The organism is Streptomyces sp. NPDC006743, from assembly GCF_040703815.1.
In the GTDB taxonomy this organism is placed as follows: domain Bacteria; phylum Actinomycetota; class Actinomycetes; order Streptomycetales; family Streptomycetaceae; genus Streptomyces.
In genome coordinates, this window is record NZ_JBEYJA010000036.1 from 17,528 (window position 1) to 37,745 (window position 20,218).

Below are 20,218 nucleotides of genomic sequence, written 5' to 3' on the forward strand. Positions count from 1 at the left end.
GCCGCCGAGGATCACGGCCCGAGCGGGACGGGGCCGGCCGGGCACAGGGGGGACACCCGGCGCACACGGACGGGCCGCTCCCGGTTTGAAGGCATTGTCAGTGGCGCAGTGCACTATCGGAACCGGGAGGTGGAGCAGGTGCGGGAGATCGCTCACGACTGCGATGCGCTGGTGATCGGCGGCGGCATCGTCGGCCTGTCGACGGCGTACGCGATCACACGCGCCGCGCCGGGCACCCGGGTGACGGTGCTGGAGAAGGAACCGGGCCCGGCCCGCCACCAGACCGGACGCAACAGCGGGGTCATCCACAGCGGGATCTACTACCGGCCGGGCTCCCTCAAGGCGCGGTACGCGGTGCGCGGTGCCGCGGAGATGGTCAAGTTCTGCGCGGAGTACGGCATCGCGCACGCCGTCACCGGCAAGCTGATCGTCGCCACCCGGCGCGAGGAGCTGCCCCGGCTGCACGCCCTGGTGCAGCGCGGCCGGGAGAACGGCATACCGGTGCGTGAGCTGGGCGCCGCCCAGATCGCGCAGTACGAGCCGGAGGTGCGCGGCCTGGCCGCGATCCACGTGGGCACGACCGGCGTCTGCGACTACACGGCCGTGGCCCGGCAGCTCGCGGCCGCCTCGGGCGCGGAGATCCGCTACGGCGCCCGGGTCGTGCGCGTGGACCGGCGTCCCGGCCGGGGCGTGGCCGTCCGGACGGCCCGCGGCGACGTCGTCCGCGCGCGCGTGCTGGTCAACTGCGCGGGGCTGCACTGCGACGAGGTGGCGCGGCTGACCGGGGACGAGCCGGAGGCGCGGATCGTCCCCTTCCGCGGGGAGTACTACGAGCTGGCGCGGCCGGAGCTGGTGCGGGGGCTGGTGTATCCGGTGCCCGACCCGGCCTTCCCGTTCCTCGGCGTGCACCTCACGCGCGGGATCGACGGCGGTGTCCACATCGGTCCGAACGCGGTGCCGGCGCTGGCCCGCGAGGGGTACGGGTGGGGCGTCGTACACCCCCGTGAGCTGGCGGGGACGCTGACCTGGCCCGGCTCGTGGCGGATCGCCCGGCGGCACTGGCGCTACGGGGCGGGGGAGCTGCGGCGGTCGGTGTCCAGGGCGGCGTTCACCGAGGCGGTGCGCAGGCTGCTGCCCTGCGTCGAGGAGAGCGACCTCGTGCCCGCGCCCGCGGGCGTCCGGGCGCAGGCCGTCCTGCGGGACGGGACGCTGGTGGACGACTTCCTCATCCGGGAGGGGGCGCGGGCCGTGCACGTGCTCAACGCGCCGTCCCCGGCGGCGACGGCCTCCCTGCCGATCGGGCGGGAGGTGGCCCGCCGAGCGCTGCGTGCCCTGGCGACGGGATGAGCCCCGGACGCAGCGCCGAGCGGCGCCCCCGGGGGGGCGGCGGGCGGCCCGTGCGGGAGGGCCGGGGCAGCCGGGGGCCGGGGAAGCGTCCGGGGCCCGGGCAGCCGGGGCCGACGGAGCGTCCGGGGCGGGCGCCGGACGGAACAGAGGCGGGCGGTCCGAGCCGGAGGGCCGGGCCGACCGACGGGCCAGGGGGGCGTCCGGGGCCGGCGCCGACGTGAGAGGGACGGGCGGGGAGGCCGGGTGCGTCGCTCGGCATCGTCCCGTGCCGTCCGGCCCGTAAAATGGAACGCACTGTGTCTGACTCCTTGAACACCCCCGCCGCCTCCACTGCCCCGCACGCCCCCGGTGTGTCCGTCCGGCACACCCGGGCCAAGGGAGAGCCGCGGTTTCCCGACGGGCCGCAGGCGGACCCGGCCGGGTCGCACTTCGAGCGGCGGATCCGCAGTTTCCAGCCGCGCCGCAGCCGGGTGACCGCCGGGCAGGCGGACGCGCTGCAGCGGCTGTGGCCCCAGTGGGGACTGGACATCGACGGACAGCGGGTGCTCGACCTGGCCGAGCTGTTCGGCAACGCCCGCCCCGTCGTCCTGGAGATCGGGTTCGGCATGGGCGAGGCCACCGCGCAGATGGCCGCCGCCGACCCGGACACCAACATCCTCGCCGTCGACGTGCACACCCCCGGCCAGGGCAATCTGCTGAGCCTCGCCGACCGGAGCGGACTCACCAACGTCCGGGTCGCCAACGGCGACGCGATCATCCTGCTGCGCGAGATGCTCACCCCCGACTCCCTGGACGGACTGCGCGTCTACTTCCCCGACCCGTGGCCCAAGAAGCGGCACCACAAGCGGCGGCTGATCCAGCCGGAATTCCTGACTCTGGCCGCCGCCCGGCTCAGGCCCGGCGCGATCGTGCACTGCGCGACCGACTGGGAGCCGTACGCCGAACAGATGCTTCAGGTGCTGAGCGCGCACCCCGCCTTCGCGAACACGCGGCCCGACGGCGGTTACGCGCCCCGCCCCGCCTTCCGCCCGCTGACCCGCTTCGAGGGCCAGGGCCTGGACAAGGGCCACGTCGTGAACGACCTGCTCTTCCGGCGCGTACCGCACGGGGACGCCCACGGCACCGGCCCCCGCACCGGACACCCCGGCCGGCACCCCGGCCTGGACTGACGCACCGCCACACCCCCTCGCCCGGACCGACGCACGACCCCACACCCTGTCCCGGCGGACGCACCACCACGCCCCCCGGTCCCGGCGGACGAGGCACCGTCGCGATCGTCACCTCCCCTCGTTAGGGTCAATGACGTGGCCACCTGTCCCCCGTACCCGACGTATCCGAGCGGTCCGCCGCCCATAGCCGACGGCCGGCCGCGGCACGCGCACTGGTGGCACGGGCGAGGGGTGCGCTACGGCGCTCTCGCCGCGCTGCTCGCGCTGTCCGGGCTCGTCATCCTCGCCCTGGTCCGCCGGCAGACCGGCACCGAAGGGTTCCTGGTCGGTCTCGGCCTGGCCGTGCTGCCGGTCCCGCTGCTGACGGCCGCCTTCCGCTGGCTGGACCGGGTCGATCCCGGCCCCTGGCGGAACATGATCTTCGCCTTCGCCTGGGGCGCCTGCGCGGCGGCGCTGATCGCGATCGTCGCGAACAGCTTCGCGACCAAGTGGATCGCGACCGCGACCGCCGACCCGGCCGGCGCGGACACCCTGGGCGCGACGGTGATAGCGCCGGTCGTGGAGGAGTCCGCGAAGGCCGCCGCCGTCCTGCTGATCTTCCTCTTCCGCAGACGCGACTTCACCGGCATCGTCGACGGCGTGGTCATCGCCGGGACCACGGCCACCGGCTTCGCCTTCACCGAGAACATCCTCTACCTCGGCACCGCCTTCGGCACCGACCAGATGACCGGCGGCCAGGGCATCGCCTCCGTCACCGCGGCGACCTTCTTCGTGCGCGTGATCATGTCCCCGTTCGCGCATCCGCTGTTCACGGTCTGCACCGGCCTCGGTTTCGGGATCGCCGCCCTGGCCGGGGAGCGCCGGCGCCGCGGCCGGCTGCTGCTGCCACCGGCCGGCCTGCTGCTCGCGATGGGCATGCACGCGTTCTGGAACGGCTCGTCGACCTTCGGCCGGTACGGGTTCTTCGCGGTCTACGGCGGTTTCATGGTGCCCGCCTTCGGACTGCTCACCTGGCTGGTCGTCTGGACCCGGCAGCGCGAGCTGCGCGCCATCCGCGAGGAGCTGCCCGCGTACGCCGCCGCCGGCTGGCTGACGGCCGCCGAGCCGTTCGCCCTGGGGTCCATGCGAGCACGCCGGCTGGCCCGTGAGTACGCCGGCCGGCACCTGGGCAAGGCCGCGGCGCGGACGGTGGCGCAGTACGAGGCCTACGCGACCTCGCTGGCCTTCCTGCGCCGCCGGGGGCGCCTGGGCCGGGTCCGCGCCGGCTTCGGCGAACGGGAGCGGGAGCTGCTGCACGAGATGTGGCGCAGGCGCGAGGTGGCCCAGCCCGCCCTGGACCACGCGGCACGGATGACCGCGCCGCCCGTACGGGTCGTCCCGCCGCCCTGGCCGACGTACGGCCTGTACGGGTACGGGACGTCCGGGTACGGATACGGGCAGGCCCCGCAGGGACAGCCCGTGTACGGGCAGCCGCCGTACGGGCAGCCGCCGTACGGGCAGCCCTCGCCCGGACAGCCTCCCCACGGGCCGGCGGGACCCGCGGGGCCGGTCGCGCCGTACCCCGCGGGCTCGGCGGGGTACGGCCCGCACCAGCCCTACCGGGCGCAGCCGTGAGGCCGTGACGCCGTGAGGCTCAGGCGGAGGCCTGCGTGAGCCTCGTGACCTCTTCGTCCGTCAGTTCCAGTCCGGCCACCGCCAGCAGCGCCGGGAGCTGTTCCACCGTCCGGGCCGAGGCGATCGGGGCGGCCACGGTCGGCTGGGCCGCCAGCCAGGCCAGGGCCACCGTGGCCGGCTCGGCACCGCGGGCGCGGGCGACCTCGTCGAGCGCGGCCAGGACCTTCTGGCCGCGCTCGCTCGCCAGGTGCTTGGCCGCACCCTCCGCGCGCGGGCTGTCGACCGTGGCGCCGGGCCGGTACTTGCCGGTCAGGAACCCCGAGGCCAGCGCGAAGTACGGGACGGCGGACAGACCGGCCCGCTCGGCGAGGTCCCGCAGGCCGCCCTCGTAGGTGTCCCGGGAGACGAGGTTGTAGTGCGGCTGGATCGCCACGTACCGGGCGAGTCCCTCGCGCTCGGAGAACTCCAGGGAGGCGGCCAGGCGCTCGGCGGAGATGTTGGAGGCGGCGATGTGCCGCACCTTGCCCGCCCTCACCAGTTCGTCGAGGGCGCCGATGATCTCCTCCACCGGCACGTCGGGCTGGTCGAAGTGGGTGTAGTAGAGGTCGATGTGGTCGGTGCCCAGACGCTTGAGGGAGGCGTCGGCCGCGGCCCTGATGTTGGCTGCGGACAGGCCTTGGAAGTCCGGGTGCTGGCTGACCTTGGTGGCGATGACGACGTCGGAGCGGTTGCCGCGCTCCTTGATCCACTTGCCGATGATCGTCTCGGACTCACCGCCGTGGTTGCCCTCCACCCACGCCGAGTAGGAGTCGGCGGTGTCGATGAAGTTGCCGCCGGCCGCCGTGTAGGCGTCCAGGACGGCGAAGGACTGCGCCTGGTCGGCGGTCCAGCCGAAGACGTTGCCGCCGAGGGCGAGCGGGAAGACCTCGAGGCCGGACGGGCCCAGCTTGCGTAGAGAAGTCATGCTTCTCATCAACGACCAGTGCGGAGTGCCCCATTCCGCGCCCCGCCGGTGACCGGCGCAAAGGTTGCGCAAACCACCCGGTCGGCAGGCGGACCGCACAGACCTGAAGGGGCGGGGCCCGGGCCGCCGGCGGGGCCGGACCATGGGCGGGCAGCGACCCGTCGGCGGGCCGGGCCGAGGGCGGGAACCGGTCTGTCGACGACCAGCGACCCGTCGGCGGGACCCGGCCTCTCAGCGGGCGTGGCCCGTCGGCAGGACCCGGGCCGTCAGTGGGGTCCGGGCCCGTGCCCTCGCGGGCGGCGGCGTGCCGGTGGGCGGCGGTCCGTCAGGGGGTGAGGCCCTTGGACTGGAGCCACGCCATCGGGTCGATGCCGGCGGCCTGGCCGTCCGGGTGGACCTCCAGGTGCAGGTGCGGCCCCGTGACGTTGCCGGTGGCGCCCACCCGGCCGATGACCTCGCCCGTGCTCACCTTCTGGCCGGCCGCGACGCTGATCGACGACTGGTGGCAGAACCACAGTTCGGTGCCGTCGTCCAGGGTGAGGATCGTGCGGTAGCCGTAGGCGCCGGCCCAGCCCGCCTCGGTGACGGTACCGCTGTGGACGGCCTTGATCAGGGTGCCGGTGGGCGCGGCGAAGTCGAGTCCGGTGTGGTGCCCGGAGGACCACATGGAGCCGGCCTGCCCGAAGGTGGAGGTGAGGGTGTACGAGGAGGTCGGCAGCGTGTACTGCTTGGCCAGCGCGGCCAGCCGGGCCGCCTCGGCCTCCTTCCGGGCCTGCTCCTCCGCCTTCTTCTTCGCGGCGGCGGCCTTGGCCTCGGCCTCCTTCTTCGCCTGGGCCGCGGCCTCCTCGGCCTGCCGGACGGCCTTGCGGACCGCGGCCGCCTCCGTGGCCGCCCTGGCCCCCGCCTCGGCCTGGGCCTGCTGCTGCTCGGCCTGGGCCATGATCCGGTTGCGCAGCGCCTCGCCCGCGTCCGGGGCGGTGTGCGCGGTCGTTGCGGCACTCCGGGCCGGAGTCTCGGCGACGTCGCTGAGCGCGGTCGCGGAACCCTCCTGGCCGTCGTGGCCGGATGCCTCGAAGAGACCACCCACGGCGGGCAGGCCCTGCAGGGCGGGAACATCGGGCAGGGAGATCGAGACCGGCGGCTTGCCGGTGTTGGCGCTGGCCATGCCGCCCGCCCCGACGGCCGCCATGACGCCCACGCCGAGCACGGTGGAACTGCGGGCGAGCCCGCCGCCGCGCTGCTTGGCCACACGGTGCCGGCCGCGGACGGGACGCAGGGAGTCCTCGGTGGGGTTCCACTCCTCCCAGGGGCCCTCGTCGGGGTGCCGGTCACCGTAGGCGAAGGACTCGGTGCGCCGGCTCGGCACCGACGGGGCTTCAGAGGCAGGCGGGTTGGACGCCACGCGGGCGTGCTCCTTTCCTTCCGTCTCGCCTACCGGGTTAGCTGACGGGTTCGGAGCGGGAAGGTCTCCTACGCGCGTCAACCAGCCGCGTACGCACGGCGGATGACGCCCGATTCACCCCAAGTTGGTGGTTCCCCGGTTCCCTCGCGGGATTCGGCGCGCGCGCACGGAGCCGCCTTCGGTGACGGCTGGGACGACCGCGCTGCGTTATCGAACGTTAATAGACCTGGGGCCCCGATTCCAAGCCGGTCGTCTTGATCCTTAAACCTTTTTGGCCAGAACATAAGCCTCACGAGGGATGAAAGCGGGGTGAGTTGACTGGACTTCAGGCCACATCACGGCGCCATCGGGCCGCGTCCGGCCCGGACGGTTCGGTGATGGTGTGTCAGTTGTTATGCGGACGGGGACGGCCCGCTCACGTCGGGTCACCGCGATCAATGAGCGGCCGGAGCACCGGAACGAACGGACCCGAACGGATACGAACGGAAAACGACTCAGGGCCGGAATCCTTGATCGGATTCCGGCCCTGGGCCTTCAGTAGCGGGGACAGGATTTGAACCTGCGACCTCTGGGTTATGAGCCCAGCGAGCTACCGAGCTGCTCCACCCCGCGTCGTTGAAACCAGTGTACGTCATCCCCGGGGTGGAATGCACACCCGTCACAGCAGGTGGCGATTGGGCGCCTTGGCCCGACCCTCGAACTCCGGCAGGACGACGACGTCCGCGCCCGCGGCCGCCAGCACCCCGGACCCGTCGGCCGCCTCGACGAACGTGTCCGGCTCCCGCCAGGCCGTGACCACTCGCCGCACTCCCGCGTCCAGAATCAGCCGGGCGCACGGACGCGGCCGGGAGGCGCGTCGGGCGCACGGTTCCAGACTGCTGTACACCGTGGCGTCCGGCAGCCGCGGATCGGCCGGATCGATCTTCGCGAGCGCGGCCTCCTCGGCGTGCACCACCGGATCGCCGGCCTCCCGCGAGTGGCCGCGGGCCAGCTCGGTGCCGTCGGCGGCGACCACCACCGCGCCCACGCTGAACGCCGTCCGCGACGGCCGGCACTGGCCGGCCAGCTCGCACGCGATCCGCAGCCAGTGCCGGTCGGCGGGAACGGGGGCGGCTCCCGTGCCGGGGGCCGTGGGCTCGTAGCGCATGAGGACGACGTCGCCGAGGGCCCGCGTCTCCACCAGCCGCAGCCGTCCCCTCTGGTACGCGCCCGGCCCGAACAGCCTTGGGGCGCCGGGGTCCCCGACGAGCAGCGGCGCGAGCACGAGGTGCAGTTCGTCGGCGAGGTGCCGCTGGAGCAGCTGGGTGTGCACGGTGCCGCCGCCCTCGACCATGAGCCGGCGCACCCCGCGCACGTCGTGCAGGTGCTCCAGCACCGCGTGCCAGTCGAGTTCGGCGCCGAGCGCCACCACGGAGACGGCCTCGGCACCGGCACCTGCCGCGGCATCCGCACCGGCGTCGTCGGTGCCGGCGTCGCCTGCCGGCCCGGTGCCGATGCCCGCGCTGCGCAGGCGCTCGGCGCCCTCGTCCGTCGTGTAGACGGCCTTCTCCCCGCCGGTGTGCCAGAAGCGGGCCCGCGGGTCCAGCTCCCCGGAGGCGGTGACCGTGACTTTCAGCGGATGCTCGGGCCGGCCCGCCGCGACCCGGGCGGCGCGCCGCTCGGGCGAGTTGACCAGCAGGCGGGGGTTGTCGGCGCGCACCGTCCCGGCCCCGACGAGGATCGCGTCCACGCTCGCCCGTACGTCGTCGACCCGGTCGAAGTCGGCGGGGCCGGACAGCAGGAGACGGCTCGGACCGGTGTCGTCCAGGAAGCCGTCCAGGGAGACGGCGGCGGACAGCAGGACGTGGGGGAGGGGCATCGGCGCACTCTCTCTCGGCGATGGGCGGGCTGCTCGCAGGCGTGGGGGCGCCTCGGGTTTTCTACCAGTCCGTCCGGGCGGCCCGGCGCGCTGGGCCGTGCGCCGGCGCGGGGAGAGGGCGTGCCGGCGCGGGGAGGGGGTGCGTCACGCGCCGGGGGTCACCCCGTCCAGTGTCCCGAGGTGAACGTCACCGCGAGGACGGTCGTCAGCGGCGCCACCACGCCGACGTAGGCCTCCTTCACCCAGCGGTGCCGCAGGCTCCAGTGCGCCAGGCCCGTCCACAGCGGCCACCAGATCAGGGTGGCCCGCGGCACGGAGAGGTACCAGTAGGAGGTGCCCAGCGCCCACAGGTTGAGCGCGATGAACACGGCCTCCGGCCAGCGGCGGCGCACCAGCAGGACGCCCAGCAGCAGCACCCCGGCGGCCATGGCGGCCAGTTCCAGCTGGAACTCGACGGCGTACCCGGTGCTCTGGAGGTGGCCGAAGGCGTTGCGCCAGGTGTGGCGGAACGCTTCGGCGGGGCTGTGGAAGTCGCGGTACCAGCCGCGTTCCTCGGCGTGCTTCCAGGCCATCCAGTCGCCGGTCCGTACCCGCAGGTAGACGGTGTACGCGGCGGCGGGCACCGCCGGCAGCAGGCACCAGCCGAGCGGGCGCAGCCGGCGGGGCAGCGAGCGGCGGGAGGGGTCTCCCGTCCGCCCTTGTGAGCGGATGACGATCACGAGTTCGACCGCGAGGGCGGCGGCCAGGAACAGGCCGCTGATCCGCACGGTGGTGGCGGCGGCGCACAGGAGGGCCGCGAGCGGCCAGTTGCGGTGCCTGGCCGCCAGCCAGGCCGGGAGGGCCAGCGCGAGGAAGAGCGACTCGGTGTAGCCGGCGGCGAGGAACACCGCGGCGGGCGAGAACAGCAGGAAGGCGGCGGCCCGCGGGCCGGACCGGTCACCGTCCGCCCGGCCGGTTCCGGCGATCCGGGCCAGGGCCACCACGGCCACCGCACCGCTCACCAGGGAGACCAGCAGTCCGGCCACGGTCCAGTGCGGGACGAGGACGTGGACGGCGCGCAGCGCGAGGGGGAAGCCGGGGAAGAAGGCCACCCGGTTGTCCTGCAGGGGATCGACGCCGGGGAACGGGTCGAAGTAGCCGTACTGGGCTATGTGCTGGTAGTGGACCCAGTCCCACTGCTCCCAGCGCGACAGCCAGGTGGCGGGTGTCCTGTCCGGGGCGCCGGCGGGGGCCAGCCAGGCGCTGGCGTAGGCGACGAGCCACAGTCCGAGGCGGGTGAAGAGGTACAGGCGCAGCACCCGCAGGTCGGTCGGGGTGAGCCGGCCGGCCAGGCGCCGCAGCCGGCGCCCGCCGGGCGGCCCGGACCCTTCGGCGGAGGCGGGGCGCGGTGCGCGGGTACCGCCCGCCCGGGGCGTGCCCGGTGTCTGGGCGGTGGGCAGGGTCGTGGTCATCGGGCGTCCGTTCCTGGGGGTACCGGGCGGGCGGGTCGGGGCGGGTGGGCCGGCAGGGCTGGGGGCGGTCGGGAACGGGGGCGCGCGGGGCGGGTGGGGTGTGACGGTCGCGTAGGTGGGGGCGGTCCGGCCCGGGCGGGCCTAGCCGGGCGGCCCGGTGAGGGACGAACTGCTGGGCGGGGGCATGGTCCACGAGGGCGGGGCGTACGTGGCCGGCGGGGAACTCCCGGCCGTGCCCCGCGCGCCGCCCGTCCCGGTCGTCTCCGCCCCGGCCGCCGTCCCTGTGGTCCCTGCCGTCCGGGTCCCGCTCGTCGCGTCGGTCGTCTCCGACGCACCCGGCGGCCCGGCGGGGGACATCGAGGAGGTCCGGCCCGCCGGTGGCGGAGAGGTCGGGCCGCCCGGGGTGAAGCCCGGTGCCGGTGACGTCCCGGGGAAGGAAGGCGAGGGCAGCGGGCTGGACGCCGGGCGCGGCACGGGCGCGGCGGGCTCCACGCCGGCGCGGGTGCCGGGCAGCAGGAAGACCCCGACGCCGACACCCGCGACCGCGAGCAGCGACCCGACGGCCCGCTGCGCCGTCCGGGCCCGGCGGCGGGCCCGCACCCCCGCCCACAGGCGCTCGCGGTGGCGGGCCTCGAAGGGAGCGTGCTCCTCGGCGGCGCGCATCATCCGCGTCAACTGCCGTTCGAAGTGGTCCATGTGTCTCCTTCAGCCCACCGACTCGCTGACGTCGTCCAGGAGCTGCCGCAGCCGGGCCACTCCGCGCGCGGCGTGCGACCTGGCGGTGCCCACCGGGCAGCCCAGCGCGTCCGCCACCTGGCTCTCGGAGAGGTCCTGGTAGTAGCGCAGCACCACCACCGCCCGCTGCCGCGCCGGCAGCCGGGCCAGCGCCGCTTCCAGGCGCGAGCGCTCCGCGACGGTCGCGGACACGTCCCCCGACTCCGGCAGCTCGGGCACCTGGTCGACGGGGCGCTCACCCCACCAGCGCCGGCGCGCCGAGCGGGCCGCCGCGCGCGCCATCACCGTGCGTACGTACGCCTCGGGCGCCTCATGGGCCACTTTCGGCCATACGAACCAGAGTTTGACGAGCGACTCCTGCACGAGATCCTCGGCCCGGTGCCGGTCACCGCCGGTGAGCAGCCGGGCGAGGTGGAGCAGGACCGCCCAGCGGGCCGCCACGAACTCGTCGAACTCACCGCCCTGAGCCTGCCGCATCCACACCGTCCCCGTTCCCGCCGGTCGCTTACACCCGGGGAAAGACTGTGACAGGCGCCGTTCTATGCACCGATCCGCTGTGATCCGGATCACTGGGGGCTGTGGCTCGGGGGTTCATCAGGCAGGAACGCCGTAGGAAGGGCGGCCACATAGCGGACCGGCCGTGCCGCATGGCATCGATCATGACCAGGCGGAGGAGCGGCCGCCGTTCAGCGGGTGGGGAACTGCCTTAAGAGCTGCGAACACGTGCCCGCCCTCGGCCCGACAGCGTTCGATCCGCGGGCCACCGGCACATCCGCGCATGCGTCACACGCGGATTGACGCCGAGTCCGAAAAGCAGCGGGGAGTGGAGGCCGTGTCACTCGCTCGGCCTGGGTCCCACTCCTCTTCCCCCTCCATGCACCGGAAGGCGTCACGGGACAGTGAGGCGGTCTCTGCGCAGGCCCTCATACCGCTTCCCTCGCTGGATAGGGGCGTCACCGCGATCCCGGCGACGCCGGTGCTCGCCGTGACGGGGAGTAGCGTGGTCAGAGGCGAGGCGCATCCTGTGTTCGCCTGACCTCGAACGGGTGGTCCTCATGACCGTCTCCGACCCATCCCCTGAGCCCCGGCATCTGCCGAGTGGCATCCACCAGACCGTACGACCGGGGTGCGCCTTGCTCCGGCTGGAGACGACGGCATCACGCGAAGGGGTTCTCGACGGGGCGTGGTGGCCGAGGTCCCATGACATCGGTGCGGAGTTGCCGGCCCTGCTGGCGGCGCTCACGGAACACCTCGGTCCCCTGAGCCGGGTCGGGCTGGACGCCACGGCCTGGGAGGGGCTCCCGACGCGGATCATCGTGGACGATCGCGTGGTGCACGTGGTCTCCTTCCCGGTAGGTGATGACACCATCTTGATCACCCGGGGCGACAGGGACCACTTCTCGCTGCTGGTCGTCCCTCCGGAGGCCACACCCGAGGCCGCTCGCGCGGCGATGGCCCAGGCCGTCCTGGGCGGCAACGTCAGCTCGGCGGAGCAGATCCTCGTCGACACGGGAGGCGGGCGGACGACGGCGAGCTGAGTCCCCCGTACCGGGGCGGACCCAGCGGTCCGGTCAGCCGCGCCACTCCAGCAGGAGCAGCGTGGCGTCGTCCGTGGTACGGCCGCCCCGTGCCCGCATGAGGGTGTGCGAGAGGGCACGGGCCACCGCCCGGACCCCGCGGCCGGTCCTCTCCAGCCCGTTCACCCAGTCGATCAACTGTTCTTCCCCGAACTGTTTCTCGCCGGCCGTGTGCTCCTCGATCAGCCCGTCGGTGAAGCACAGGACGCGGTCTCCCCGTTCCAGCTCCAGCTCACTGCTCTCCGGCTCCGCACCGCCCAGGCCCACCGGGAGCGTCGTCGGCGCGACGAGCCGGCCCGTGACACGGTGGTCGCGCACGAGGAGCGGCGCGGGGTGGCCGGCGTTGACCCACTGGAGGTGCCCCGTCTCCGTGTCCAGCCGCATCATCTGCGCGGTGACGAAGTGCTCGGTGCCGAACTGCTTCGCCACGGCGTCGTCCATGAAGGCGTAGATCTCCGTCAGGCCGATGCCGAGGCGGCGGGCATGGCGGTAGGCCCCGATGGCCACGGTGGCCATGGTGGCCGCGTCGAGGCCGTGTCCCATCGCGTCGATCACGGCCAGATGGAGCACGTCGCCGTTGAGCGCGTAGTCGAAGCTGTCCCCCGCCACGTCGTACGCGGGCTCCAGGACCCCGGCCAGGGCTACGCGCGGCATGATCATGGCCAGGGGCGGCAACAGGGACCACTGGATCTCGGCGGCCACGCTCATCGGTTCGCCGCGCCGGGTACGGAAGAACAGGTCGGAATACCCGTGCTTGGTCACCAGCAGGTCGGCCACCAGTCCGGAGAGCCGGAGCAGTATTCGGCGCCCGTCGTCGTCGACCCGGTCCAGCGTCACAGCCAGGACGCCCACCTGGTCGCCACCGTCCAGCAGCGGCAGGTGGACGCGTACGCCGTCGTTCTCGGGCATCTCGACGGGCAGCGCGTCGAGAAAACACCGGCCCGCTGCGGAATCGTCGATCAACTGCGGGTCCCCGCCCGTGAGGCCCTGGCCGGGCAGGGGTACGAGCAGCAACTGGCCGTAGTCCTGCAACAGCACCTGCGGGCTGCGGCCCCCCAGCCGCTCCACCACGTCGGCGACCAGCGGGCCGATGTGGTGGGGCGGAAGCTCGTGCGCTCGATCGAGAACCGCCCCCAGCAGCGCTTCCCCGAAGCTCTCGGAGCGGTCCGTGCGCGGCTCGGCCGTCATACCCTCACCGGATCCACGCGGACCGGGGCGGCGGGGGTGGCCGGTGAAGGAATCTGCCCGTCCCATCACTCCATCATGGGCCGTTCCGTCATCCGCCGCTCTGGGCCGACGCCGTCCTCCACCCGGGCGAGGACGGCGTCGGCCGACAGCGTGTTCCAGGGATCGGCGGCGTCCGTCATCAGGCGACCGGCTGTTCCGACCGGTTCGTCGGGCGGGACGACCAGCAGTTCCCAGCACCCGACCGTGCCGCATTCCAGGGTGATGGCATGCGCTTCACCGGCGGCGTCGCTCAGGACGACCTCGATCACGTGGTCGGGCGCCGGCACCGTGTGCGGGGCATCGGGCCAGTCCGCAACGTCCACCGTGACGCGGGTGACCGTACCGCGACCGGGGTCCAGCGAACCCACGAGCGCGGGCAACTCCAGTGCCAGGGTGTCACAACGCGGCCACCACGCCCCGTCCAGCGGACCGTGACTGGCCTCCGGTGTGAGATTCAGACGCGACAACGGCATCGTGTACGTGTGCACGTCATCCTGCGGTGCACCTCCGGCGGGCGGTGTGAGGGAGTCCATCGCGCGGTCCCGTCCCGGACAGCCAAGCCGCTGCCCTCGTTCGTCACTCGCCGGGAAGGGCGCCGCCCGGACTGTGCGCCCGACATGCTCTCGGTGTCTCCCAGGCTACGCCCGGCCCAGGCCAACGGCCGCAGGCGCGGGTACCGGCCCCTTCTCCCGGAACAGCACCAGCAGCATGCGGGGGGCGCCCCGGCCGGGCAGCCCCACCATCTCCCCGCAGTTCCGCCAGCCCCAGGACTGGAAGGTGGCCTGTCCGGCCTGGTCCGCCGGACGGAGCAGGACGACTCCGAGGACGGCGTGCCGGTCAGTCAGCAGACGCTGTTGCAGACGGCGGCCGATGTCGCGGTACTGGGCGTGGTGATGCGCCACGACCTGTGTGAGGAGCAGGAACCGGGCACAGCCGGTGAGCCGTTGGACGCTCTCCTGCAGCCCCCGCTCGGAGCGAGCACCGGGGACCACCGGGAATCCGAAGGCGCACCCGACCAGCACCGTCGTCTCGGCGACCAGCAGCGCGAAGCCGGGCCGTCGGGCGCTGACGGCAAGGCGGCCCAAGAAGACGTCCCGCTGCCGGTCCCCGTACGCGGACAGGCCCGCAGCGGGCTCCACAGCCAGGTCGGCGATATCCTCGCTCATCCCCTCCGCCTGCCAGCGGGTCAGGCGCCGGAGCCGGATCGCGTCCTTGACGAGAAGTGCGCGGTCGCCGCCCTGCGGCTCGTCGGCCGGCAAAGACGCGCCCGGCAAGTCGCTGAGCAGGGGCGCGGAGCCGGTGACGGCGAGGAGCCGGGCGATCTGCGCGCACGGATGGTGCAGCCGCAAGGAGGCGTGCACCCGGCCGGCGCACCGCGACGCCGTCAGGAAGACGTCCAGGCCCTTGGAGTCGCAGGAGCCGACGGTGGTGAGATCGACGTCGATGGCGGTCACACCGTCCCGCAGGCACTGCTCCAGCGCGGCCCGCAGCAGGGGAGCCGTGGCCGGACCGATCGCACCGGCGAGCGTGACGAGGGCCCGCTCTCCCCGGTCACGCCGGTGGATGTCCAGCCGCTGCACGACCATCACGTCGCTCCTCGGGCAGGCGCCGCAACCGGCGAGGATCTCGGAACTGCTGTGATCGCGGCGGACATGTTGTCGACCCGTCTCCGCACCGTCCGCTCGGGCGGCCCGGGGTTCGTCACTCGCCGAGGACGACCCGACAGGACGGCCGGACTCCGTGATGCCCTCGGTACCTTCACCGTACGTCGCCGGCGACCGCGAATGCGGCGCCGGACGGTCTCGTCCACGCCGAGCACACCGCCTGCCGACCGGACGCACGGGAACATCCGTGACAGACGGCCCATCATGGGGCACTCGGCCTGACGCGGGATGCCCAGGGAGCCCGGCCCAGGCACGCTCGGCAGACCACAGGCACGTCCGCTCACGCACGCGCTCGAAAACAAGTCGGCGCCCGAGCCGACCGAAGCCGGCCCGGGCGCCGCGCAGCAGGTCAGAGGGGTGAACCCTCTCCCGCTCCCGTAGGCCCTGTGGGACTCGAACCCACAACCAATGGATTAAAAGTCCACTGCTCTGCCAATTGAGCTAAGGGCCCGGGCGATGTTGCATCCCTGAGCATAGCCGTAGGAGGCCGCGTCTCCGATCGGGTATCGGGCGGCGCGGCCGGAAGTGTGGCGTACGGACGGCGCGCGGGCGGGCCCGTGGGGCGCCCGGGGCCGGAGGGCGTTCAGCGCTGCCGGACGGGCGGTGGCGGGGTGGCGGTGCCGTGGTGGGGGCGGCGGTCTGCGTGGGCCGGGTCGAGGAACCAGTGGCGGGCGGAGGCGAACCACCACAGCGCGGCGAAGCCGAGGACGACCAGGACGGCGACCGGGGCGTAGTTGAAGGTCTGCCGGGTGACCGGGGAGACCTGGGGCAGCATGAAGAGGACGGTGATGACGCCGACCCAGACCACCGACACGATCCCGATCGGCCGCGACCAGCGGCCCAGGTGCCAGGGGCCCCGCTCGAAGGCGTCGCCCTTGCGCACCCGCAGCAGGGTGGGGATGACGTAGGCGATGTAGAGGCCGATCACCGCGATCGAGGTCACGGCGGCGTACGCGGTCTCGTTGATCAGGTAGGGCAGGCCCAGGACCAGCGCGCCGAGCGCGGCCAGCCACACCGCGGCCACGGGGGTGCGGGTGCGCGGTCCGACCGTGTGCCACAGGCGGGAGAAGGGCAGCGCGCCGTCGCGCGAGAAGGCGTAGATCATGCGGCTGTTGGCCGTCACGGACGCCATGCCGCAGAACAACTGCGCGCCGATCACCACGAGCAGCAGCAGCTTGCCCGCGCTCGCGCCGAGGGCGTCCAGGAGGATCTGCGCGGGCGGCGCGCCGGTCGGGGAGTCCAGCTCACGGCCGTAGTCCTGGATGGCGTAGGTGAAGCCGAGCAGCAGGACGAAGCCCGCGATCCAGGAGGTCCAGATGGAACGGACGATGCCCTTCGGGCCGGCCGTGGACGCGTCCCGGGTCTCCTCCGTCATGTGGGCGGAGGCGTCGTAGCCGGTGAAGGTGTACTGCGCCATCAGCAGACCGAGCAGCACGACGTACACGCCGCTGCCCCAGCCGGTGTTGTTCACGTAGTGGGTGAGGACGAAGGACGTCGAGCGGTGGCGGTCGGGCACGAAGGCCAGCGCGGCGACGATCAGCGCCACACCCAGCACGTGCCACCACACGCTGACGCTGTTGAGGAAGGCGACGATGCGCACGCCGAAGGTGTTCAGCAGGCCGTGCAGGAGCAGGATCGCCGCGAAGAGCAGGACCGTGCGGCCCGGGGTGACCCGGAAGCCGAACTGGAGGTTGAGGTAGGCCCCGAGGAAGGACGCCGCGCCGAAGTCGATCCCGGCGGTCACCGCCACCTGTCCCAGGACGTTGAACCAGCCCGTGAACCAGGCCCAGGCGGCCGCCGAGCGCGGGGGCGCCAGCCGGTGCGCCCAGAAGTACAGGCCCGCGGAGGTCGGGTACGCCGAGCAGATCTCGGCCATCGACAGGCCGACGAACAGCGTCATCAGGCCCACGCCCACCCAGCCCCAGGTGATCACGGCCGGGCCGCCGGTGTTCATCCCGAAGAGGTACAGCGTCAGACAGCCGGACAGGACGGAGATGATCGTGAAGGAGACCGCGTAGTTGGCGAAGGCCGACATGCGGCGGGCGAGGACCTGCGTGTAACCGAGCTGGGCCAGCCGCTCCTCGTCCGACGGCCCGGCGTTCCCTGGCATCGGCGCCGGCGCTCCGGCGCCCTCGTCATCTGTCATGCCCCCAGCAATTCCCCTCCCGGAGGTGTGACATGCATCACGCGGCAACGCGAAAGGGCCCGTACGACGGGTGTCGTACGGGCCCTCTCGGGTCAGCTCGCAACAGGCTGTCCGCCGTCGCGCCTCAGCTCACGGACTGTCAGCCGTTGCGCTTCCAGCGCGGCTTGTCCTCGCGGCGGCCGAAGGAGCCACCGCCGCGGTGGTCGTCACGGCGGCCGTAGGGACGCTCGTGGCCACCGGACCGGAAGCCGGGGCGCTCGCCCTGGCGGTCACGGTTGAACGGACGGTCGCTGCCGCGGTGCCCGCCACGCTCGTCGCGCCGCGCCGGACGGTCGTCGCGGCGGAAACCGCCCCGGTCGTCACGACGCTCGAAGGAGCGGGGAGCGCGGTCACGGTCACGGTCGCCGCCGAAGGAACGGTCCCGGTCGTCACGGCGGAAACCACCGCGCTCGCCCCGGTCCTCACGACGCTCGAACGAACGGCCACCACGGTCACGGTCACGGTCGCCGCCGAAGGAACGGTCCCGGTCGTCACGGCGGAAACCACCGCGCTCGCCCCGGTCACGGTCGAAGGAACGGCCGCCGCGGTCGTCCCGGCGGAAACCACCGCGGTCACCGCGGTCACGGTCGCCGCCGAAGGAACGGTCCCGGTCGTCGCGGCGGAAACCGCCCCGGTCCTCACGACGCTCGAACGAACGGCCACCACGGTCACGGTCGCGGTCGCCGCCGAAGGAACGCTCGCGGTCGTCGCGGCGGAAACCCCGGTCACCCCGGTCGTCGCGGCGCTCGCGGCGGTCGTACGACGACGAACCCGCCGTACGCTCCTCGCGCTCGCCCCGCCCGGCGTGCTCCGCCCGGTCGACGTCCTGCGCCGCGGGCTGCTCCGGCAGCGACACCTCGGCGGTCCGCTCGGCCGCGGCCTGCGCCTCGGCCACCGCCGTCTCCGGGTCCTCGCCGCGCTCGCGGGCGACCCGGGCGACCAGCCGGTCGGCCTCCTCGCGCAGCTCCGTGGCACGCCGCTGGGCGCGCTCCAGCTCCTTGGTGAGCTGGGCGACCTCACGCTCGGCCTGCTGCGCGGCGTTGCCCGCGGACTCGGCCTGGACCTCGGTCATCGACCGGGCACCGGTGATCTCGGCGACCTCCGGCTCGAAGGCCGCGCCGCCCTGGATGATGTGGCGCGTGGCGTCGACGCCCGCGTCCTCCATCAGCCGGAAGATCTGGCGGCGCTGGTGCGGCAGGGACAGGGAGACGACCGTGCCGGTGCGGCCGGCCCGGGCCGTGCGGCCCGCGCGGTGCAGGTAGTCCTTGTGGTCACCGGCCGGGTCCACGTTCAGCACCAGGTCGATGCCGTCGACGTGGATGCCGCGCGCGGCGACGTCCGTGGCGACCAGGACGTTGACGTAACCGTCCTTGAAGTCGGCCAGGGTGCGGGTGCGGGCGCCCTGGGTCATGCCGCCGTGCAGCGCGTCGGACTTCACACCGGCGTCGCGCAGCTGCTCGGCCACGCGGTCCGCGCCGAGCTGCGTGCGCACGAAGATGATGGTGCGGCCCTTGCGGGAGGCGATCGCGGCGGTGACCGGCGCCTTGTCCTTGGGCTTCACGACCAGGATGTGGTGCGACATGGTCGTCACCGCGCCCTGCGCAGCGTCCACCTCGTGGTGGACCGGGTCGGTCAGGTAGCGGTCGACGAGGGTCTTGATCTCGTTCTCCATGGTGGCGGAGAAGAGCATCCGCTGACCGCCCGCCGGGACCTGGTCCAGCAGCTCGGTGACCTCGGGCAGGAAGCCCAGGTCGGACATCTGGTCGGCCTCGTCGAGGACGGCGATCCGCACGTCCTCCAGGGAGCAGGCGCCGCGGTTGATGATGTCGCGCAGCCGGCCCGGGGTGGCGACGAGGATGTCGACGCCCTTCTCCAGGGCGTAGATCTGGTTGCCCATCGACGTACCGCCGCAGACGACCTTCATCTTCAGGCCGAGGACGTCGCCGTAGGGCTGGAGCGCGTCGGCGACCTGCATCGCCAGCTCACGGGTCGGGGTGAGGATGACGGCGCGCGGCTTGTGCTTCTGGGTGCGGCCGCCGGCCAGGGTGGCCAGGGTCGGCAGACCGAAGGAGAGGGTCTTGCCGGAACCGGTGCGGCCCCGGCCCAGGATGTCCTTGCCGGCCAGGGCGTCCGGGATGGTCGCGGCCTGGATCGGGAAGGGGGTGGTCACGCCGTTCTGCGCGAGCTTGCGCACGACGCCCTCGGGCAGACCGAGGTCGGCGAAGGTGATCTCGGGGGCCTGCTCGGTGCGGTCCTCGGCCGCCCCGGTGACCTCCTGGCCGGCCGGGGTCTGCGGGCCGGTCAGGTTCTCGGGGGCGTCCTCGGTGCTCTCGGGCACGACGACGTGATCAGTACTGGCAATGGACATGCGAATGCGAAACCTTCCGGAGTCTCGTCGGCACGCGCCCGTCAACTCCGTGTTTCGCACCACGACCGCCTCGATGCGGTCCGCCACGGCAAAGGAGAGTACGCGCCACACGGCGCGCTCTGCGTGGGCGCCGGGCAAATGGGATCAAACGATCTACCACCATACGCACCTACCACCCCTCAAGGCAAACCGACGCCGTAAGCGCAGGTCACGCCCGTGCACCGGCGGGCCGACGCACCCTGCCCGGCTCAGGCGCCGGCACCCACTGCTCCAACTGCGGCCCCGGACCCTCGTGCGCCGAGGACGACGGCTCCGCCGGTGTCGGATCGGGCGAGGCCGGCGCCGTGGGCGTCGAGGGCGGCGGCTCCTGCGGCGGGGCGGACGTCTGCGGCGGCACGGGCACCACCTCCGTCGGCGTCGGGTCACCCGCCTCGGGCGGCCTGCCCGGCCCGGCCGGCGCCGCGGCCGACGCGCTCCGGGCGGCCGAGGGCGAGGCCGAGCCCGACGGCGACCCCCCGGACGCGCCCTCGTCCTTCCTCCCGCGCCCCCCGTGCCTGCCGTCGCCGGCACCGCCGGCCCGGTCCGCGACACCGCCGGACACCACCGCGCCGCCGTCCGCGACCTCACCGCCGCCGCGCCGCGCGGAGTGCGACGGCC

Annotated in this window: 15 protein-coding genes, 2 tRNA genes and 1 riboswitch; of the genes, 4 read left to right on the forward strand and 13 right to left on the reverse strand. The window is 73.6% G+C overall.

Translation table 11 applies throughout. From position 1 onward, the window contains the following. Nucleotides 1–129 precede the first annotated feature (129 nt). The 3 genes from lhgO to ABZ719_RS25560 all read left to right on the forward strand — a co-directional run bounded on the left by lhgO (nucleotide 130) and on the right by ABZ719_RS25560 (nucleotide 4,130). On the forward strand, nucleotides 130–1,347 hold the full coding sequence (gene lhgO / locus ABZ719_RS25550; RefSeq protein ID WP_366727554.1) for an L-2-hydroxyglutarate oxidase: 1,218 nt from the start codon (nucleotides 130–132) through the stop codon (nucleotides 1,345–1,347). Between the two features lie 296 nt (nucleotides 1,348–1,643). Beyond that, nucleotides 1,644–2,516 carry a tRNA (guanosine(46)-N7)-methyltransferase TrmB gene (gene trmB, locus ABZ719_RS25555; RefSeq protein ID WP_366727507.1) on the forward strand — a complete coding sequence of 291 codons (873 nt, stop codon included), beginning with the start codon at nucleotides 1,644–1,646 and terminating at the stop codon, nucleotides 2,514–2,516. A gap of 135 nt (nucleotides 2,517–2,651) precedes the next feature. Next, entirely contained in the window at nucleotides 2,652–4,130 is a 1,479-nt protein-coding gene (locus ABZ719_RS25560) for a PrsW family glutamic-type intramembrane protease (RefSeq protein WP_366727508.1), read from the forward strand. A gap of 19 nt (nucleotides 4,131–4,149) precedes the next feature. On the opposite strand, the gene ABZ719_RS25565 is transcribed toward ABZ719_RS25560, so the two are convergent. The 7 genes from ABZ719_RS25565 to ABZ719_RS25595 form a co-directional block, all read right to left on the reverse strand. Further along, nucleotides 4,150–5,094 carry an aldo/keto reductase gene (locus ABZ719_RS25565; RefSeq protein WP_366727509.1) on the reverse strand — a complete coding sequence of 315 codons (945 nt, stop codon included), beginning with the start codon at nucleotides 5,092–5,094 and terminating at the stop codon, nucleotides 4,150–4,152. A 325-nt stretch (nucleotides 5,095–5,419) separates the two neighbouring features. Continuing rightward, complete coding sequence (locus ABZ719_RS25570; protein ID WP_366727510.1) at nucleotides 5,420–6,496, reverse strand: M23 family metallopeptidase; 1,077 nt, start codon at nucleotides 6,494–6,496, stop codon at nucleotides 5,420–5,422. Between the two features lie 11 nt (nucleotides 6,497–6,507). Continuing rightward, nucleotides 6,508–6,665, reverse strand: a riboswitch (cyclic di-AMP (ydaO/yuaA leader). Between the two features lie 369 nt (nucleotides 6,666–7,034). Continuing rightward, nucleotides 7,035–7,108: transfer RNA gene (locus ABZ719_RS25575), tRNA-Met, on the reverse strand. 46 nt (nucleotides 7,109–7,154) lie between these two features. Then, nucleotides 7,155–8,354: a dihydrofolate reductase family protein gene (locus ABZ719_RS25580; protein WP_366727511.1), complete on the reverse strand. Its 1,200-nt coding sequence runs from the start codon at nucleotides 8,352–8,354 to the stop codon at nucleotides 7,155–7,157. Nucleotides 8,355–8,512: 158 nt separating this feature from the next. After that, nucleotides 8,513–9,805, reverse strand: coding sequence for a mannosyltransferase family protein (locus ABZ719_RS25585; protein ID WP_366727512.1), 1,293 nt, complete (start codon nucleotides 9,803–9,805; stop codon nucleotides 8,513–8,515). 141 nt (nucleotides 9,806–9,946) lie between these two features. Then, nucleotides 9,947–10,501 (reverse strand): hypothetical protein, encoded by a 555-nt coding sequence (locus tag ABZ719_RS25590; protein WP_366727513.1) that lies wholly within the window; start codon nucleotides 10,499–10,501, stop codon nucleotides 9,947–9,949. A 9-nt stretch (nucleotides 10,502–10,510) separates the two neighbouring features. Continuing rightward, on the reverse strand, nucleotides 10,511–11,017 hold the full coding sequence (locus ABZ719_RS25595) for a SigE family RNA polymerase sigma factor (protein ID WP_366727514.1): 507 nt from the start codon (nucleotides 11,015–11,017) through the stop codon (nucleotides 10,511–10,513). A 578-nt stretch (nucleotides 11,018–11,595) separates the two neighbouring features. Here ABZ719_RS25595 and ABZ719_RS25600 point away from each other — a divergent pair. Then, nucleotides 11,596–12,078: a DUF5994 family protein gene (locus ABZ719_RS25600; RefSeq protein WP_366727515.1), complete on the forward strand. Its 483-nt coding sequence runs from the start codon at nucleotides 11,596–11,598 to the stop codon at nucleotides 12,076–12,078. Between the two features lie 33 nt (nucleotides 12,079–12,111). Here the strand turns inward: ABZ719_RS25600 and ABZ719_RS25605 are convergent, their stop codons facing one another. The 6 genes from ABZ719_RS25605 to ABZ719_RS25630 form a co-directional block, all read right to left on the reverse strand. Next, on the reverse strand, nucleotides 12,112–13,305 hold the full coding sequence (locus tag ABZ719_RS25605) for a PP2C family protein-serine/threonine phosphatase (RefSeq protein ID WP_366727516.1): 1,194 nt from the start codon (nucleotides 13,303–13,305) through the stop codon (nucleotides 12,112–12,114). A gap of 65 nt (nucleotides 13,306–13,370) precedes the next feature. Then, nucleotides 13,371–13,817, reverse strand: coding sequence for a DUF5994 family protein (locus ABZ719_RS25610; protein WP_366727555.1), 447 nt, complete (start codon nucleotides 13,815–13,817; stop codon nucleotides 13,371–13,373). A gap of 165 nt (nucleotides 13,818–13,982) precedes the next feature. Continuing rightward, nucleotides 13,983–14,930 carry an STAS domain-containing protein gene (locus ABZ719_RS25615; RefSeq protein WP_366727517.1) on the reverse strand — a complete coding sequence of 316 codons (948 nt, stop codon included), beginning with the start codon at nucleotides 14,928–14,930 and terminating at the stop codon, nucleotides 13,983–13,985. A 456-nt stretch (nucleotides 14,931–15,386) separates the two neighbouring features. Further along, a tRNA-Lys gene (locus ABZ719_RS25620) sits at nucleotides 15,387–15,459 on the reverse strand. A gap of 132 nt (nucleotides 15,460–15,591) precedes the next feature. After that, nucleotides 15,592–17,154 carry an amino acid permease gene (locus ABZ719_RS25625; protein ID WP_366727518.1) on the reverse strand — a complete coding sequence of 521 codons (1,563 nt, stop codon included), beginning with the start codon at nucleotides 17,152–17,154 and terminating at the stop codon, nucleotides 15,592–15,594. A 139-nt stretch (nucleotides 17,155–17,293) separates the two neighbouring features. Beyond that, nucleotides 17,294–19,561, reverse strand: a complete 2,268-nt coding sequence (locus ABZ719_RS25630) for a DEAD/DEAH box helicase (protein WP_366727519.1) — start codon at nucleotides 19,559–19,561, stop codon at nucleotides 17,294–17,296. Nucleotides 19,562–20,218: the final 657 nt, after the last annotated feature.